Origin of the sequence: Pseudomonas sp. Irchel s3f10, from assembly GCF_900187515.1 — a bacterium.
In the GTDB taxonomy this organism is placed as follows: domain Bacteria; phylum Pseudomonadota; class Gammaproteobacteria; order Pseudomonadales; family Pseudomonadaceae; genus Aquipseudomonas; species Aquipseudomonas tensinigenes.
On record NZ_FYDZ01000002.1, the window covers coordinates 20553 to 35823 of the forward strand.

Annotated in this window: 15 protein-coding genes; 9 read left to right on the plus strand and 6 right to left on the minus strand. The window is 60.9% G+C overall.

Annotated elements, in window-relative coordinates:
- Positions 1–97 precede the first annotated feature (97 nt).
- A complete protein-coding gene (locus CKW17_RS05190; protein ID WP_095119046.1) occupies positions 98–2257 on the plus strand; it encodes a type I secretion system permease/ATPase in 2160 nt (719 codons plus the stop codon).
- A 10-nt stretch (positions 2258–2267) separates the two neighbouring features.
- On the plus strand, positions 2268–3629 hold the full coding sequence (locus CKW17_RS05195) for an HlyD family type I secretion periplasmic adaptor subunit (RefSeq protein ID WP_095119047.1): 1362 nt from the start codon (positions 2268–2270) through the stop codon (positions 3627–3629).
- Positions 3630–3663: 34 nt separating this feature from the next.
- Here the strand turns inward: CKW17_RS05195 and CKW17_RS05200 are convergent, their stop codons facing one another.
- Positions 3664–4260 (minus strand): tRNA-uridine aminocarboxypropyltransferase, encoded by a 597-nt coding sequence (locus CKW17_RS05200; protein WP_095119048.1) that lies wholly within the window; start codon positions 4258–4260, stop codon positions 3664–3666.
- Positions 4261–4278: 18 nt separating this feature from the next.
- Positions 4279–5172 (minus strand): LysR family transcriptional regulator, encoded by an 894-nt coding sequence (locus CKW17_RS05205; RefSeq protein WP_007914510.1) that lies wholly within the window; start codon positions 5170–5172, stop codon positions 4279–4281.
- Between the two features lie 396 nt (positions 5173–5568).
- Here CKW17_RS05205 and speB point away from each other — a divergent pair, with 396 nt between their 5' ends.
- The 6 genes from speB (at position 5569) to CKW17_RS05235 (ending at position 11149) form a co-directional block, all read left to right on the plus strand.
- A complete protein-coding gene (gene speB / locus CKW17_RS05210; RefSeq protein WP_003222717.1) occupies positions 5569–6519 on the plus strand; it encodes an agmatinase in 951 nt (316 codons plus the stop codon).
- 10 nt (positions 6520–6529) lie between these two features.
- A complete protein-coding gene (locus CKW17_RS05215; protein WP_095119049.1) occupies positions 6530–6952 on the plus strand; it encodes a nuclear transport factor 2 family protein in 423 nt (140 codons plus the stop codon).
- Positions 6953–7009: 57 nt separating this feature from the next.
- The gene (locus CKW17_RS05220; RefSeq protein ID WP_095119050.1) at positions 7010–8512 is read left to right on the plus strand and encodes a cytosine permease; all 1503 of its coding nucleotides are present in this window, start codon (positions 7010–7012) and stop codon (positions 8510–8512) included.
- Positions 8513–8665: 153 nt separating this feature from the next.
- Complete coding sequence (locus CKW17_RS05225; protein WP_095119051.1) at positions 8666–10045, plus strand: sodium:solute symporter; 1380 nt, start codon at positions 8666–8668, stop codon at positions 10043–10045.
- An 86-nt stretch (positions 10046–10131) separates the two neighbouring features.
- The gene (locus CKW17_RS05230) at positions 10132–10857 is read left to right on the plus strand and encodes an MBL fold metallo-hydrolase (protein WP_095119052.1); all 726 of its coding nucleotides are present in this window, start codon (positions 10132–10134) and stop codon (positions 10855–10857) included.
- Positions 10858–10900: 43 nt separating this feature from the next.
- The gene (locus tag CKW17_RS05235; protein ID WP_034153223.1) at positions 10901–11149 is read left to right on the plus strand and encodes a phosphopantetheine-containing protein; all 249 of its coding nucleotides are present in this window, start codon (positions 10901–10903) and stop codon (positions 11147–11149) included.
- 105 nt (positions 11150–11254) lie between these two features.
- Here the strand turns inward: CKW17_RS05235 and CKW17_RS30530 are convergent, their stop codons facing one another.
- Together CKW17_RS30530 and CKW17_RS05240 are read right to left on the minus strand one after the other, a co-directional pair.
- Positions 11255–11383 carry a PA1414 family protein gene (locus CKW17_RS30530; protein WP_007914492.1) on the minus strand — a complete coding sequence of 43 codons (129 nt, stop codon included), beginning with the start codon at positions 11381–11383 and terminating at the stop codon, positions 11255–11257.
- Between the two features lie 142 nt (positions 11384–11525).
- Positions 11526–12419, minus strand: a complete 894-nt coding sequence (locus tag CKW17_RS05240) for a LysR family transcriptional regulator (RefSeq protein ID WP_095119053.1) — start codon at positions 12417–12419, stop codon at positions 11526–11528.
- A 104-nt stretch (positions 12420–12523) separates the two neighbouring features.
- Here CKW17_RS05240 and CKW17_RS05245 point away from each other — a divergent pair, with 104 nt between their 5' ends.
- Complete coding sequence (locus CKW17_RS05245) at positions 12524–13705, plus strand: MFS transporter (protein ID WP_095119054.1); 1182 nt, start codon at positions 12524–12526, stop codon at positions 13703–13705.
- On the opposite strand, the gene CKW17_RS05250 is transcribed toward CKW17_RS05245, so the two are convergent.
- Together CKW17_RS05250 and CKW17_RS05255 are read right to left on the minus strand one after the other, a co-directional pair.
- On the minus strand, positions 13650–14582 hold the full coding sequence (locus CKW17_RS05250) for a DMT family transporter (RefSeq protein WP_095119055.1): 933 nt from the start codon (positions 14580–14582) through the stop codon (positions 13650–13652). The genes CKW17_RS05245 and CKW17_RS05250 overlap by 56 nt on opposite strands.
- A gap of 241 nt (positions 14583–14823) precedes the next feature.
- A complete protein-coding gene (locus tag CKW17_RS05255; protein WP_095119056.1) occupies positions 14824–15228 on the minus strand; it encodes a DUF2177 family protein in 405 nt (134 codons plus the stop codon).
- Between the last annotated feature and the right edge of the window lie 43 nt (positions 15229–15271).

Sequence of the window (15271 nt, forward strand, 5' to 3'; positions counted from 1 at the left end):
CCGGGCTGCATTCCCACGCGGAGCGTGGGAACGATCACGCATCGACCGTAGAGCGTGGGAACGATCAACCTGAGTCCGTTCAACAGAGGCGATCAATATGACCAGCATGGAACCCGGCCACACCGGGATCGATCCGCGGCTGAGCTTCGATGATCCGTTACTCGACGGTCTGTTGATCCTCTGCAAACTGCATGGCGCGACGGTCAGTCGCGCCAGCCTGAGTGCCGGGCTGCCCCTCAACAAACAACGACTGAGCCTCGACCTGCTGCCCCGCGCTGCCGCCCGGGCCGGGTTGCAGGCACGGATTCTGCGCCGCGAGCTGAAAGACATCTCGCCGCTCAACCTGCCGATTCTGCTGCTGCTCAACGACGGTCGCACTGCTGTTTTACGGCGCTTCGGCGACGACGGCAAAGCGCTGATCCTGCCCAGCGAAGCCGACGGCGGCGAGCAATGGATCAGCCGCGAAGAGCTCAGCGAGCACTACAGCGGCCAGGCCTTGTTCGCCCGTCCGCGCCATGAACTCGAAGACCTCCGTTCACCGCTAGTGCCACGGGTGCATGCGTGGTTTCGCGACACCCTGAAGCTGTCGAAATGGCTCTACAGCGATGCGATCCTCGCCAGTTTCCTGATCAATTTGCTAGGCCTGATGGTGCCGCTGTTCGTCATGCAAACCTATGACCGCGTGGTGCCGAATCAGGCCACCTCTACCCTGTGGGTGCTGTCGATCGGCTTGCTGATCGGTACCGGCTTCGAACTGGTGCTGCGGGTGGTGCGTGCGCACCTGCTCGACACTGCCGGCAAGAAAACCGATGTGATCCTTTCCGCGACTTTATTTGAACGCATCACCGGCATGTCGATGAAGGCACGGCCGGCGACCATCGGCGGTTTCGCCCAGAGCATTCATGACTTTCAGGGCCTGCGTGAATTTCTCACGGCAGTGACGCTGACCAGCCTGATCGACCTGCCCTTCGTGGTGCTGATGCTGGTGGTGATCGGCCTGCTCGGCGGTTGGCTGGTGGTGATTCCGCTGCTGGCGTTTCCGATCACCATCATCTTCGCGATGATCATTCAGGTACGTCTGCGTGACACCGTGCAAAAGAGCCTGAGCCTCGGCGCTGAACGCCAAGCGGTGCTGATCGAAACCCTCGGCGGCCTGGAGACCCTCAAGGCCTGCAGCGCCGAAAGCGAGCGCCAGCACAAATGGGAAAGCACCCACGGCGCCCTCACCCGTCTCGACAGCCACGCGCGCAATCTGTCGGCGCTGGCCACCAACGGCACGTTGTTCATTCAACAGTTCTCGGGAATGGCGACGATTGTCGCCGGGGTCTACAGCATCATCGCCGGTAACCTCAGCGTCGGTGCGCTGGTCGCCAGTTACATGCTCGGCAGCCGTGTACTCGCGCCGCTGGGACAGATTGCCGGGCTGATCACCCGCTATCAGCAAGCGCAACTGACCATGAAAAGCACCGATGCACTGATGGCTCTGCCGCAAGAACGCGACGGCAAACAGCGGCCGCTGGAGCGCACGCAATTGCAGGGTGCGCTCGACGTCAGCGGCGTGACCTTTCATTACAACGGCCAGAATGCGCCGGCGCTGAGCAATGTCAGCTTCAGCCTGAAACCCGGTGAGCGGGTCGGCATCATCGGCCGCAGCGGTTCGGGCAAAAGTACCCTGGCGCGTTTGGTCATGGGCTTCTATGAACCTGAGGAGGGCCAACTGCTGCTCGATGGCCTCGACCTGCGCCAACTCGACGTCGCCGACCTGCGCCAACAGATCGGTTACGTCGCCCACGATCTGCCGCTGCTGGCCGGCAGTTTGCGCGACAACCTCACCCTCGGCGCGCGCTACATCAGCGATTCACGCATGCTCGAAGTGGCCGAACTGACCGGCGTTACCGAACTCGCTCGCCAGCATCCGCAAGGCTTCGATCGGCCGGTGGGCGAGCGCGGACAATTGCTCTCTGGCGGCCAACGTCAGGCCGTTCTGCTGGCGCGATCGCTGCTGCTCGACCCGCCGATCATGCTGCTCGACGAACCCACCAGCGCCATGGACAACAGCAGCGAGGACTTGCTGCGGCAGAAGCTGCACGGCTGGGTGCAAGGCAAGACGCTGCTGCTGGTCACCCATCGCACCTCGATGCTGAGCCTGGTGGACCGGTTGCTGGTGCTGGACAACGGCCGGGTCGTCGCCGACGGTCCGAAAGAAGCGGTCATCGATGCACTGCGCAAGGGCCGTGTCGGCTCGGCAGCGGTCTAGGAGTTACCCCATGTCTGCTTCCTCCGATAGCAAAGAGCGCGGCTACTTCGACAGTTTCGGCAAAAGCGCCGAAGCCGAATTCATGCCGGAAACCGCCGGCGCTTCCTTGCAGGATTCGCCGCGCTGGTCGCGGATCACCGTGTGGCTGGCGGCGGCGCTGCTGATCAGCGCGGTGGTCTGGGCCAAATTCGCCGTGCTCGAAGAAGTGACCATGGGCGAAGGCAAGGCGATTCCGTCGAGCAAGATTCAGGTGATCCAGAACCTTGAGGGCGGCATCGTCACCGAGATTTTCTTTCGTGAAGGGCAGATGGTGAACAAGGGCGACACCCTGCTGCGGCTGGATGACACGCGCTTTCGCTCGAACAAGGGTGAGAGTGAGGCGGATCGTTATGCGTTGACGGCGCAGGTCGAACGGCTGTCGGCGGAGGCCGAGGGCCGGCCGTTCAAGCTCTCCGATGAAGTCATCGCCAAAGCGCCGCAAGTCGCCGAAGACGAGCGTTCGCTGTACGAACAACGTCAGCGCCGGCTGGCCAGCGAGCAGCGCACGTTGAGCGAACAACTGCGGCAGAAGACTCAGGAACTCGCCGAGTTTCGCTCCAAGCAGGGTCAGTTCAGCTCGAGTCTGGCGCTGCTGCAGCAAGAAATGAACATGTCCGAACCGCTGGTGAAAACCGGTGCGGTGTCACCCGTGGAAATCCTTCGCCTCAAGCGCAGCGCAGTGGAAATCCGCGGTTCATTGAACGCCACGACGCTGGCCATCCCCCGCGCCGAATCGGCGATTGCCGAGATCCGCAGCAAGATCGACGAGTCCGAGCAAACCTTCCGCTCCGAGGCGGCGAAAGAACTGAATGAGAAACGCACCGACCTGTCGAAAATCACTGCCACCAGCATCGCCATCGACGACCGCGTCACCCGCACCACCGTGACCTCACCGGTACACGGGGTGATCAAGCAATTGAAGGTCAATACCATCGGCGGCGTGGTTCAACCGGGCAGCGACATGGTCGAAATCGTGCCGTTGGAAGACAACCTGTTGATCGAGGCCAAAGTGCGGCCACAGGATGTTGCGTTCCTGCATCCGGGCCAGAAAGCCATGGTCAAGTTTAGTGCCTATGACTATACGATTTACGGCGGGCTGAGCGCCAAGCTTGAGTTGATCGGCGCCGACACGATTACCGATGACAAGGGCAACAGTTTCTATCTGATTCAGGTGCGTACCGATAAAAACCATTTGGGCGGGGATGTGAAACCGTTGCTGATCATTCCGGGGATGGTGGCGACGGTGGACATTATTACCGGGGAGAAAAGCGTCTTGGATTATCTGCTCAAACCCGTGCTGAAAGCGCGGACCGAGGCGATGCGCGAGCGCTAGCCAATGATCGTTCCCACGCTCCGCGTGGGAACGATCATTTGTCGCCATGGTTACGCTGGAAAGTCTCCTCCCCCATCGCCGCAATCTGCCCCTCGATCAACGCCTCGAACGGCTTGAGCAACGGCTCGAATGACGCCGACGGTTCCAGCGTCTGCAACGCCTGCACAATCGCCTCGATGGTCGACAACGCCCTCGGCCCCGGTGCCTTGCGCAAGCGATAGCGCGACACGCCACCTTCGGCCAGCGTCACCCGTGGCAACGCCGCCAGCAGCGGATTGAGGTGCAACATCTTGCGCGCCTTGCGCCAGGTGCCATCCGGAACGACCAGCAACAGTGGTTCATCGGACTCGCCATAAGCCTGCATCGGCTGCGCATCATCGGCGGGAAACAACAACCGCGCCCGATACCCCGGCAGGTTCAACAGCGCCGGCAAATCTTCGAATACTTCACCGACAATCAGCTCGGCATTGGTCAAACCGAGTGCCGCCAATCGAGCAGTATTCAACGCATGATTGACCTCGCTCGGATGCTGCAACAGCAACACCCGCGTGCGGCTGTCGAGGCTCGGGATCAGCGGGCACAGGCAATGGGTCTGGGGGCGCAGGCAGCGCGGGCATTGAGGTCTGGACATACTTCTTTTCCCTACAAGCTAAGCCTGATTGAGCTGTGCTTTGAGCAAATCGCGGAAGGTCTGGATCAGCGGCTCGCGGCTGCGGCCCCGGCGCATGATCATCGAAAACGGCGCCTGATAACCGAAGGTCGCCGGCAGCAGCACGCGCAAATCGCCCTTGTCGGCCCACGCCTGAGCATAGTGCTCCGGCAAGTAACCGATGTAGGCGCCGGACAGCACCAGAATCAGCTGCGCCTCCATACTTTCCACCGTCGCCGCGCTGTGTTTGAAGCCGTGGCGCGCCAGTTCGGCCTGACTCCAGTAACCACGTCCGACCATGCGTTGCTGGGTGATGACTTGCTCGGGAATGCGCCGCTCGTTAAACAACGGGTGCCGGCTGCTGCAGTACAACCAGTGTTGCTCGCGATACAGCGGCATGTAGATCAGGCCGCTCATGCGTGTGGAAAACGCACCGATGGCCAGATCGAGACGGTTGTCCTGCACGCCGAGTTGCAATTCGTAGGGGCTCATCACCGACAGATGCAAATGCACCGCCGGGTGTTCCTGACTGTAGGCGCCGATGGCTTCGGCGAACGGCAAGGCCTTGTCACTGACGGTGGAGTCGATCACGCCGAGGTTGAGCGTGCCGCGCAGTTCGCCCTTGAGCGCTGCAGCGTATTGCTCGAAACCTTCGAGCTCGGCGAGCAGGCGCAGGGTTTCCTGATGGAACAGCTCACCCTTGCTGGTCAGGCTGAACCCACCACGCCCGCGATGGCACAGCACCAGGCCGAGCGCGGCTTCGAGCTGGCTCATGTAAGTGCTGATCGCCGAGGTCGACAGGTTGAGTTCCTGTTGCGCGTTGGCGAAACCCTGATGGCGCACGACGCTGACGAAGATGCGTAACAGTTTCAGGTCGGGTAAAGCGTTGGCCATGTCTGCTCCGGGCTTTGCAACTGTGTGTCTGTGGGAAAAGCCCCTCACCCCAGCCCTCTCCCCGAGGGAGAGGGAGCTGATCTCCATGGCTTTCAAATCCTGAGTGCGACTCGATTTTTCAGGTCGATGCAGATTCCGCCAACAACTCGGTCGGCCCCCTCTACCTCTGGGAGAGGGCTGGGGTGAGGGCAACAATCCCCAGCCGAACACACCATTCGAACCCGCCAAAGTCTAATCCCAGCCTCGCCATTAGTTTAGAAAAATCTGAACTAAGTTTTTGCCCGTAGCGATTCTTTCCCCCCACTACATTTCGCATCATCAGCCCCACAGCGGCGTCCGAACCTGTGCTCAACGGCGCGCCGACATAAATAAAACAAAGACGATGAGGCCTTACCCGTGGACAAGATTCTTCACCAACCACTGGGCGGCAACGAAATGCCGCGCTTCGGCGGCATCGCCACCATGCTCCGACTTCCCCATGTACCGACCGCTGCCGGCCTGGACGCTGCCTTTGTTGGCGTGCCACTGGACATCGGTACTTCGCTGCGCCCCGGTACCCGCTTCGGGCCACGCGACATCCGTACCGAATCAGTAATGATCCGCCCGTACAACATGGCCACCGGCGCGGCGCCGTTCGACTCGTTGTCGGTGGCCGATATCGGTGACGTGGCGATCAACACCTTCAACCTGCTCGACGCCGTGCGCATCATCGAAGAAGCCTACGACAACATTCTCGAGCACAACGTGATCCCGATGACCCTGGGTGGCGACCACACCATCACCCTGCCGATCCTGCGCGCGATTCATAAAAAGCACGGCAAGGTCGGTCTGGTGCACATCGATGCCCACGCTGACGTCAACGATCACATGTTCGGCGAGAAGATCGCTCACGGCACCACCTTCCGTCGCGCCGTCGAAGAGGGTCTGCTGGACTGCGATCGCGTGGTGCAGATCGGTCTGCGCGCCCAGGGTTACACCGCTGATGACTTCAACTGGAGCCGCGATCAGGGTTTCCGCGTGGTGCAGGCCGAAGAGTGCTGGCACAAGTCGCTGGCGCCGCTGATGGCCGAAGTACGCGAAAAAGTCGGCGGCGGCCCGGTATACCTGAGCTTCGACATCGACGGCATCGACCCGGCCTGGGCACCTGGCACCGGCACCCCGGAAATCGGTGGTCTGACGACCATTCAGGCGATTGAAATCGTTCGCGGCTGCCAAGGCCTCGACCTGATCGGTTGCGATCTGGTAGAAGTCTCGCCCGCTTATGACACCACCGGCAACACCTCGCTGCTGGCCGCCAACCTGCTGTACGAAATGCTCTGCGTACTGCCTGGCGTGGTCCATCGCTGAGGGTCGGGTCATGAACGAACGTGATCAGGTTTTGCAAGCGGCCGCCGAACTGGTGGCTGCCTTCGCCCGTAACGATCGCGAAGCTTATTTCGGCGCGTTCAGCGCCGATGCAAGTTTCGTTTTCTACACCCTTGAACAGCCGCTGCTGTCGCGCGATGCCTATCAGGCCTTGTGGGACAGCTGGCGCGCCGAGGATGGCTTCGAAGTGCTCTCGTGCACTTCGAGCAACGCCTTCGTCAGCCTGCAGGGTGACGTGGCGATTTTCATCCATGACGTGGCCACCGAGCTGCGCATGCAAGGGGAGCAACACTTCAGCCAGGAGCGCGAGACGATTGTTTTCAAGAAACACGCGTCGAGCCTAGAACAACAAGGCCATTGGCTGGCCTGTCACGAACATTTGTCCGCAATGCCGGAAGGGCTGCCATCCCCTTAGCCAAAACAGGTGACGCCTCACACACGATGAGGCGCGCCTTTATGATCGGAGCAGATCATGAATAACAACAACAACGACCAAAGCCTTACGCAGATTGAAACCCACGGGGTCGAACAGATCCCGGACCACGAACGCAGCGCAGGCCCGACGGACTTGTTCCGGATGATCTTCGGTGGTTCGAATACCTTTGCCACCGCCGTGCTCGGCAGTTTCCCGGTGCTGTTCGGTCTGTCTTTTCAGGCCGGCGTCTGGGCGATTGTGCTGGGCGTGCTGCTTGGCTCGCTGATCCTCGCACCGATGGGCCTGTTCGGCCCGCTCAACGGCACCAACAATGCCGTGTCGTCCGGTGCGCACTTCGGCGTACACGGGCGGATCGTCGGTTCGTTCCTGTCGCTGTTGACCGCTATCGCGTTTTTCTCGCTCTCGGTGTGGAGTTCGGGGGATGCGCTGATTGGTGGTGCAAAACGCCTGATCGGTCTGCCGGAAACCGACCTGACTCTGGGCCTGGCCTACGGTCTGTTCGCGATTCTGGTGCTGACCGTGTGCATCTACGGCTTCCGCTTTCTGCTGTGGGTGAACAAGATCGCGGTGTGGAGCGCCAGCCTGTTGTTCCTGCTGGGCATCTTCGCCTTCGCCGGTCCTTTCGACGCGCATTACACGGGCACTGTGAGCCTCGGTCAGCCGGGCTTCTGGGCCGCGTTCATCGGCGCTGCGCTGGTGGCGATGAGCAACCCGATTTCCTTCGGCGCGTTCCTCGGCGACTGGTCGCGCTACATCCCGCGTGACACCTCCAAGCAACGGATCATGGCGGCGGTTGTGCTGTCGCAGATCGCCACGTTCATCCCGTTCCTGTTCGGCCTGAGCACCGCGACCATCGTCGCGATCAAGGCGCCGGACTACATCGCGGCGAACAACTATGTCGGTGGTTTGCTGGCGGTGTCGCCGAGCTGGTTCTTCCTGCCGGTGTGCCTGATTGCGGTGATCGGCGGTATGTCCACCGGCACCACCTCGCTGTATGGCACCGGGCTGGACATGTCCAGCGTGTTCCCCCGAGTGCTGTCACGAGTGAAAGCGACGCTGCTGATCGGCGTGCTGTCGATTGCCTTCATCTTCATCGGCCGCTTTGCCGCGAACCTGGTGCAGAGCGTGTCGACTTTCGCCGTGCTGATCATCACCTGCACCACGCCGTGGATGGTGATCATGATCATCGGCCTGGTGGTGCGTCGCGGCTTCTACTGCCCGGATGACCTGCAAGTGTTCACCCGTGGCGAACAGGGCGGGCGCTACTGGTTCAGCCACGGCTGGAACTGGCGCGGTCTGGGGGCGTGGATCCCGAGCGCGGCGGTTGGCCTGTGCTTCGTCAATTTGCCGGGGCAGTTCGTCGGCCCGCTGGGTGAAATGGCCGGCGGTATCGACATCAGTTTGCCGGTGACCCTGGGCCTGGCTTCGGTGGTGTACCTGACGCTGCTGAGCCTGTTCCCGGAACCGCGCGAAGTGTTCGGCCCGAAGGATGCCCGGCGTGAAGCCGCAGTAAAACCTCAACTGCGCCAGGCCGCCTGACGCAGATCCCCTGTGGGAGCGAGCCTGCTCGCGAAGACTTCAGCTCATTCAACATTGATGTGACTGACAGACCGCCTTCGCGAGCAGGCTCGCTCCCACAGTGAGATTCGAATTCAGCCTCAACATAAAAAAGACAATCGGAGACACGCCATCATGGCTTTGGATTTATTCGTCGTCCTCATCTACGCCGCCGGCATGCTCTTGCTCGGCTACTTCGGCATGCGCAAGGCCAAGACCAACGAGGACTTTCTCGTCGCCGGGCGTAACCTCGGCCCGAGCCTGTACATGGGCACCATGGCCGCAACCGTGCTCGGTGGCGCGTCCACCGTCGGCACCGTGCGTCTCGGTTACGTGCACGGCATCTCCGGTTTCTGGCTGTGCGCGGCACTCGGTTGCGGCATCGTTGCGCTGAACCTGTTCCTCGCCAAACCGCTGCTGAAACTGAAGATCTACACCGTTACCCAGGTCCTGGAAAAACGCTACAACCCGATGGCCCGCTCGGCGAGCGCGGCAATCATGCTGGCCTACGCGCTGATGATCGGCGTGACCTCGATCCTGGCGATCGGCACCGTCCTGCAAGTGCTGTTTGACCTGCCATTCTGGGTTTCGGTACTCGTCGGTGGTGGCGTGGTGGTGATCTACTCGGCGATCGGCGGCATGTGGTCGCTGACCCTGACCGACATCGTCCAGTTCATCATCAAGACCGTGGGCCTGATGTTCATTCTGTTGCCGATCTGCCTGTACCGCGTCGGCGGTTGGGACGAACTGGTGCTGAAACTGCCGGCGACCGCCTTCAGCTTCACCACCATCGGCTGGGACACGATCATCACCTACTTCATGATCTACTTCTTCGGCATCCTGATCGGTCAGGACATCTGGCAACGGGTGTTCACCGTCAAGACCGCCAAAGTCGCGCAATACGCCGGCAGCATTGCGGGTATCTACTGCATCCTCTACGGCCTGGCTTGCGCGCTGATCGGCATGGCGGCGCACGTGCTGATCCCGGATCTGGACAACGTCAACAACGCCTTCGCCGCCATCGTCAAACTGTCGCTGCCGGACGGCATCCGGGGTCTGGTGATCGCGGCTGCACTGGCGGCGATGATGTCCACCGCCAGCGCCGGCCTGCTCGCCGCAGCCACCACCCTGACTGAAGACTTGCTGCCGAAGCTGCGTGGCGGCAAACAGTCGAGCCTGGGCGTCAACCGCCTGTTCACCTTGCTCACCGGTATTGTCGTGCTGGGTATCGCGCTGGTGGTCAACGACGTGATAAGTGCGCTGACTCTCGCTTACAACCTGTTGGTGGGCGGCATGCTGATCCCGCTGATGGGGGCAATCTTCTGGAAACGCGCGACCACCGCCGGCGCCATAGCCAGCATGGGCCTGGGTTTTGCCACGGCGCTGCTGTTCATGTTCAAGGACGGTCTGGATGCGAACACGCCGATCTACTACAGCCTGGCTGTGGGTCTGGTGAGTTTCGTGGTGGTCAGCCTCGCCTCGCGCCGTCCTGTCTCGGTGGCCCGCGCGATCTAAGCTGAAACATAACGACTTGATACTTTCTTCGACGAGTGTGGCGTCGGTTGCCACACTCGTTTTTTTACGCCGAGAGAAAAGTACTGATGAAGATCGTTTCTCGTGATCAGTGGTTCGAGGTGCAGCACCTGAGCGATGGCATCCGGCTTATTCACGAGCCGTATATTCAGCCGTTTTACCGCTGCAACCTCTGGCACATTCAGGGCCGTGACAAAGACTTGTTGCTGGATAGCGGTTCAGGGCTGGTCAGCCTGCGCGAACAATTGCCGTGGATCACCGAGCGACCGCTGGTGGCGGTGGCCAGTCATTGCCATTTCGACCATATCGCCGGGCATCACGAATTTGCTGAACGGCTGGTGCATCGCGCCGAAGCGGACATCCTTGCAGCGCCGGATGGCGAGAACGATCTGAGCCGCGCCTTCGTCGGCGACGACATGTTTGAAGCGCATCCGGACTGCCCGTTGTGCTACGCCGAATACCGGGTCAAAGCCGCGCCGGCCACCGGATTTGTCGAGGACGGCGATGTGCTCGATCTGGGCAATCGCACGCTGCAAGTGCTGCACACACCGGGGCATTCGCCGGGCGGGATCAGCCTGTATGAAGCGGCGACTGAAACCCTTTTCAGCGGCGACATCATCTACGACGGGCCGCTGATCGAAGACGCCTACCACTCCAATCTTGAGGATTACGCCAGCAGTCTGCGGCGTGTGCAGGCGTTGCCGATCCGCACGGTGCATGGCGGGCACTTCGGCAGCTTTTCCGGGGAGCATTTGCGCTCGATGATTGACGAGTGGTTGCGCGGCCGCGCCTGAGGCCTGCTTCACTCAAGCACAACAACAATCAGAAATATCTGCCATGAGAAGAGCTGCCGTGCGTGCCGCCGTGCATCGATATATCCGGCGTCTGCTGGAAACCCGCGAATTCAACGACAACACCAGCCTGGTACAACTGGGCCTGGAGAAAGCCGATATCGAGGATCTGATCTTTCACCTGGAAGATGAATTCGGACTGACGGCGTTCACCGCCGAGGAAGACCGCATGCTCAAGACCGCCAAGACCGCGAATGACTTGAGCCGTTTTTTGCTGGAAATCGGGCGGCATTGAAAAGCAAAAGATCGCAGCCTGCGGCAGCTCCTACACGGATTAATGCAGGAACTGCTGCAGGCTGCGATCTCTTGATCTTGAATCCTTGATCTCGGATCGGGGGCGTTACCGGCGCCGTTGTTGACGGCGGCGCTGCTCGTCATCGGTGCGGATCGGTACAGGTTGCAGAGGCGGTTCGATCAAACCGAGGGCAACACCCAAATCGTGCAGCCAGTTTTGAATTTTCTCTTTCATCGTCATGCCCCCTTCAGGGTGGTGCTGAGCGGCCGGAATTCTGAGGTCGCTTCGCACTGATAATAGTCCGAAGTCCTACGTAATGCTCGGCCAAATCCGCAATGATCTGTTACTGAATTGAACAGAATATGCCGCCATTGGTTCAGGCTGTTTCCCGGGTTTCGATCTGACCCGCAGGATAGACGGCCTGCTGAACCTCGATCCAGGCATTGAGGTTGGCGCCGAGCATGCCCTTGCGCCACATGAGCCATGTTGTCGCAGCCGCGAATGGCTCGGCCAACGGATGCACCGCGACGCTATCGCGCCCCGGCAGACTGGCCAGCATCGACTCCGACATCAGCGCCACGCCACTGCCGGCAATCACGCAGGCGAGCATGCCTTGATACGACTCGATCTCCATCGCCCGGCCCATGGTCGCGTGGTAGTGCGAAAACCAGGCTTCCAGACGCATGCGATAGGAGCAGCCCTGGCGAAAGGTAAACACCGAGCGTCCTTCGACATCTCGGGCGCTGCTGACCGGCGGGTGATCGATTTCAGTGATCAGCACCAGCCGCTCTTCGCACAACGGTACGCCGTCGAGCCCGGCCAGCTCCAGCGGACCATCGACCAACGCGGCATCAAGACGACCGGTGAGCAAGCCTTCCAGTAACTCTCCACTGGGCGCCGACTGCACCTGCAGATTCACCGCTGGATACTGTTTGTGATAACGCGCCAGCAGCGCCGGCAGATGAATCGCCGCCGTGCTGTACATAGTGCCCAACGCAAAATCGCCAGCCGGTTTGCCGCCCATCACCGCCGCACTGGCCTGATCGCGCAAGGCGAACAGTTTGCCGGTGTAGTCCAGCAGGACTTTTCCCGCAGGCGACAGTTGCAAACGCTGACGCTCACGAACGAAAAGCTCGACACCGAGTTGCTCTTCCAGCTGTTTGAGCCGCGTCGACAGGTTCGACGGCACTCGGTGCAAGCGTTCGGCTGCGCGGGTGATTGACCCTTCTTCGGCGACGGCCTGAAAGATCCGCAATTGGCTGAACTCCACAACCTTTCTCCAGAACAGAACAAGTTACTCACTATTATTCAATTTTAAAGAAAGTCAATCAGTCCTAGCCTGACGGTCATTGATCCTTCCAAGGAATCCCGACCATGTCGCCCCTGATTCGCTTATCCGCTTGCTTCGTTGCCCTGATGATGGCCATGGGCATCGGGCGTTTCGCCCTCACCCCGCAAATGCCGCACCTGCTCAGCGAAGGCCAGATCGACCTGACGGCCGCCGGTCTGATCGCTGCGGCCAACTACCTCGGCTACTTGCTCGGTGCGGTCGACGCGATGTTTGCGCATCGCCCGCAGCAAGTTCAGCGGCGCCTGCACGGCGGCCTGTGGTTGTGCGTGCTGCTGACACTGGCGTCGTTCTGGGCCAATGGCTTCTGGTCGCACTTGCTGCTGCGCTTCGGCACCGGGGTAGCAAGTGCCTGGGTGCTGGTGATGATCACTTCGTTGAGTCAACCATTGGCGGCGGCAGCAGGTCGTCCGAGATTGGGCGCTCTGGTATTTGCCGGACCGGGTTTGGGGATTTTTCTGACAGGGTTGTTGGCGCTGGTCTCACATCTGCTGAATCAGACGTCCGCAACGTTGTGGCTGATTTATGCAGCGGCTGCGTTGGTGATGATGCTGGGGGTCTGGCGACTGCTGCCAACGCCTGTCGCAACGGCGACGGTGGTTGCAGCGCCGGTCAGTCCATCGAATCGGGGCATTGGCCGGCTGGCCTTGATTTATGCGCTTTACGGCGTTGGGTACATCATTCCGGCGACCTTCCTGTCGCAAATGGCCAATGCGCAGTTCCACGGGCAGTGGCAGGCCGATTTGTTCTGGCCGTGCTTTGGTTTGGGTGCAGCGATCGGTGTGGTGCTGGTGAGCTTGCGTCGGCATGATCCTGAAACTACACGGCACTGGTTGATGGCGACTTTGTGCCTGCAAGCGGCCGGTGTGTTCGCTTGCCTGCTGGGCAGCGGCATTGGCCTCGCGCTGGGGGTGATCCTGTGCGGCACGCCATTCCTCGCCTGCATGCAACTGGTCATGCAGCGCTCGCGGGAATTGGCGCCGCACGCCACCCAGCGCAACGCCGGGATGCTGACCGCCTGCTTTGCCGTCGGCCAACTCAGCGGCCCGTTGCTGGCGGCGCTGAGCAGCCATTTCAGCGGCGGCCTGCATCCGGCACTGGTAATCGCCGGCAGCGGCTTGCTGATCGCTGGCGGCCTGGCGATGCAGTCGACTAGCGCTGGCCCAGCGCCCTGCGCAAACGCCGACGCAGCCACTGCTCGGCGCTGACAAAAGTGATGCCGAACAGCACCAGCACGGCGCCGATGACGAAGTTCACGCTCAATTGTTCGCCGAGCAGCAGCACGCCGAAGGTCACGCCGAACAACGGCGTCATGAACGAAAACACCGCAAGGTTGGCTGCCAGATACCGACGCAGCAGCCAGAACCAGATCAGGTAACTGAAGAACGACACCACCAGGCCCTGGAACAGCACACTAGCCACCGCCACAGTGGTCAGGCTGACGTGGGTGATCTGGCCGCTGAACAGCGCGATCAAGAGCAGGCCGAGGAAGCCGACGATCAACTGATAGAACAGGGTCAGCGTCACCGGTGCTTCCGACAGACGCGAGGCGCGCACCACCACGGTGGTCGCGCCCCAACAGGCACCGGCCAGCACGCCAAAGGCATCGCCGAGCAGCATGCGCCGGTCAAGGTTGTCCCATGACACGCCGCCGGCGAAAGCAATTGCAATGCCGATGAACGCGAGCAAAATGCCCAGCCATTGCAACGGTCGCAGGCGCTCACTGGCCAGCAGAAAATGCACGCCCAACGCGGTGAAGATCGGTGCGGTGTAGAGGAACACCGACATATGTGCGGCGGTGGTCAGTTGCAAGCCTTCGGCGATGAAGAAGAACTCCAGACCGAACAGCGCACCGGCCAGCAAGCCACCGCGCCAGGTGTTGCCGACCTGATCCCAACCGCCCTTCCAGCAGATCAGCAAGCCGACCAGCAACGCTGAAATCCCTGAGCGTCCCGCCGCCTGCATCACCGGCGCGATGTCCGCTGCGGCCCACTTGATCATCACCTGCTGCACGCCCCAGATCAGGCAGAGGCCGATCATCACTTGCAGGGCAAAACTGTCGGCACTGCGCCGCTCGACAATCACCGCAGCACCTCGAACACACAAAACATGGCAGGCCATCCAATGGTCAGAAAATAGTGCCGGGGATTATCAATCAGTCAGAGGGAAAAAGCCGTCTGGAAAAGACATTTTGTGCTTCAGTGGCGTCAGGGGTGAATGGCTGTCGGCTACGCCGCCATTCGCGAGCAGGCTCGCTCCCACTTTGGAGTGCGTTCCCCTGTGGGAGCGAGCCTGCTCGCGAAGGGGCCGGCACTGCCAACACACATTACCGAGCAGTCTTGCCAAACCGCCTCGCCAGCAAAAACCCAACGCTACAAGCCACAGCAGTAGCAAACGTCCCCCACGCCCAATCCATCAACGTCACCTGCACCGACCAGCCGCGCAATGTCGCCCAATTGGTCAGGTCATAGGTGCCGTAAGCTATCAGCCCTAACAACGCGCCCCGCTTCGCCGCCCATTGCCATGTCACGGCCGGCGTCACCACAAACACCACGCAGCCAAAAACATACAGGCAATAAAAAACCGCTGCCGGAACCAGCAGCGGTTTTTCGAGCATCAGCGAACCGAGCAGTTCGCGATAGGTCGGCGCCATCAACAGGCCGAGCCAGATACCGTCGAGCAACAGAAACGTCACCAGCGTGGCAACGTAGGCAATCAGCGCTTTGTTCATCGACCCGACCTCGTGTGTGCCCCATGCAACATGGGCCACCCAA

Excerpts from the sequence above, each read along its gene's own strand:
- CKW17_RS05245 (WP_095119054.1), top strand. The coding sequence starts at position 12,524 with ATGTCGCCCCTGATTCGCTTATCCGCTTGCTTCGTTGCCCTGATGATG.
- CKW17_RS05225 (WP_095119051.1), top strand. The coding sequence starts at position 8,666 with ATGGCTTTGGATTTATTCGTCGTCCTCATCTACGCCGCCGGCATGCTC.
- CKW17_RS05235 (WP_034153223.1), top strand. The coding sequence starts at position 10,901 with ATGAGAAGAGCTGCCGTGCGTGCCGCCGTGCATCGATATATCCGGCGT.
- CKW17_RS05195 (WP_095119047.1), top strand. The coding sequence starts at position 2,268 with ATGTCTGCTTCCTCCGATAGCAAAGAGCGCGGCTACTTCGACAGTTTC.
- CKW17_RS05200 (WP_095119048.1), bottom strand. The coding sequence starts at position 4,260 with ATGTCCAGACCTCAATGCCCGCGCTGCCTGCGCCCCCAGACCCATTGC.
- CKW17_RS05190 (WP_095119046.1), top strand. The coding sequence starts at position 98 with ATGACCAGCATGGAACCCGGCCACACCGGGATCGATCCGCGGCTGAGC.
- CKW17_RS05220 (WP_095119050.1), top strand. The coding sequence starts at position 7,010 with ATGAATAACAACAACAACGACCAAAGCCTTACGCAGATTGAAACCCAC.
- CKW17_RS30530 (WP_007914492.1), bottom strand. The coding sequence starts at position 11,383 with ATGAAAGAGAAAATTCAAAACTGGCTGCACGATTTGGGTGTTGCCCTC.
- CKW17_RS05215 (WP_095119049.1), top strand. The coding sequence starts at position 6,530 with ATGAACGAACGTGATCAGGTTTTGCAAGCGGCCGCCGAACTGGTGGCT.
- CKW17_RS05255 (WP_095119056.1), bottom strand. The coding sequence starts at position 15,228 with ATGAACAAAGCGCTGATTGCCTACGTTGCCACGCTGGTGACGTTTCTG.
- CKW17_RS05230 (WP_095119052.1), top strand. The coding sequence starts at position 10,132 with ATGAAGATCGTTTCTCGTGATCAGTGGTTCGAGGTGCAGCACCTGAGC.
- CKW17_RS05205 (WP_007914510.1), bottom strand. The coding sequence starts at position 5,172 with ATGGCCAACGCTTTACCCGACCTGAAACTGTTACGCATCTTCGTCAGC.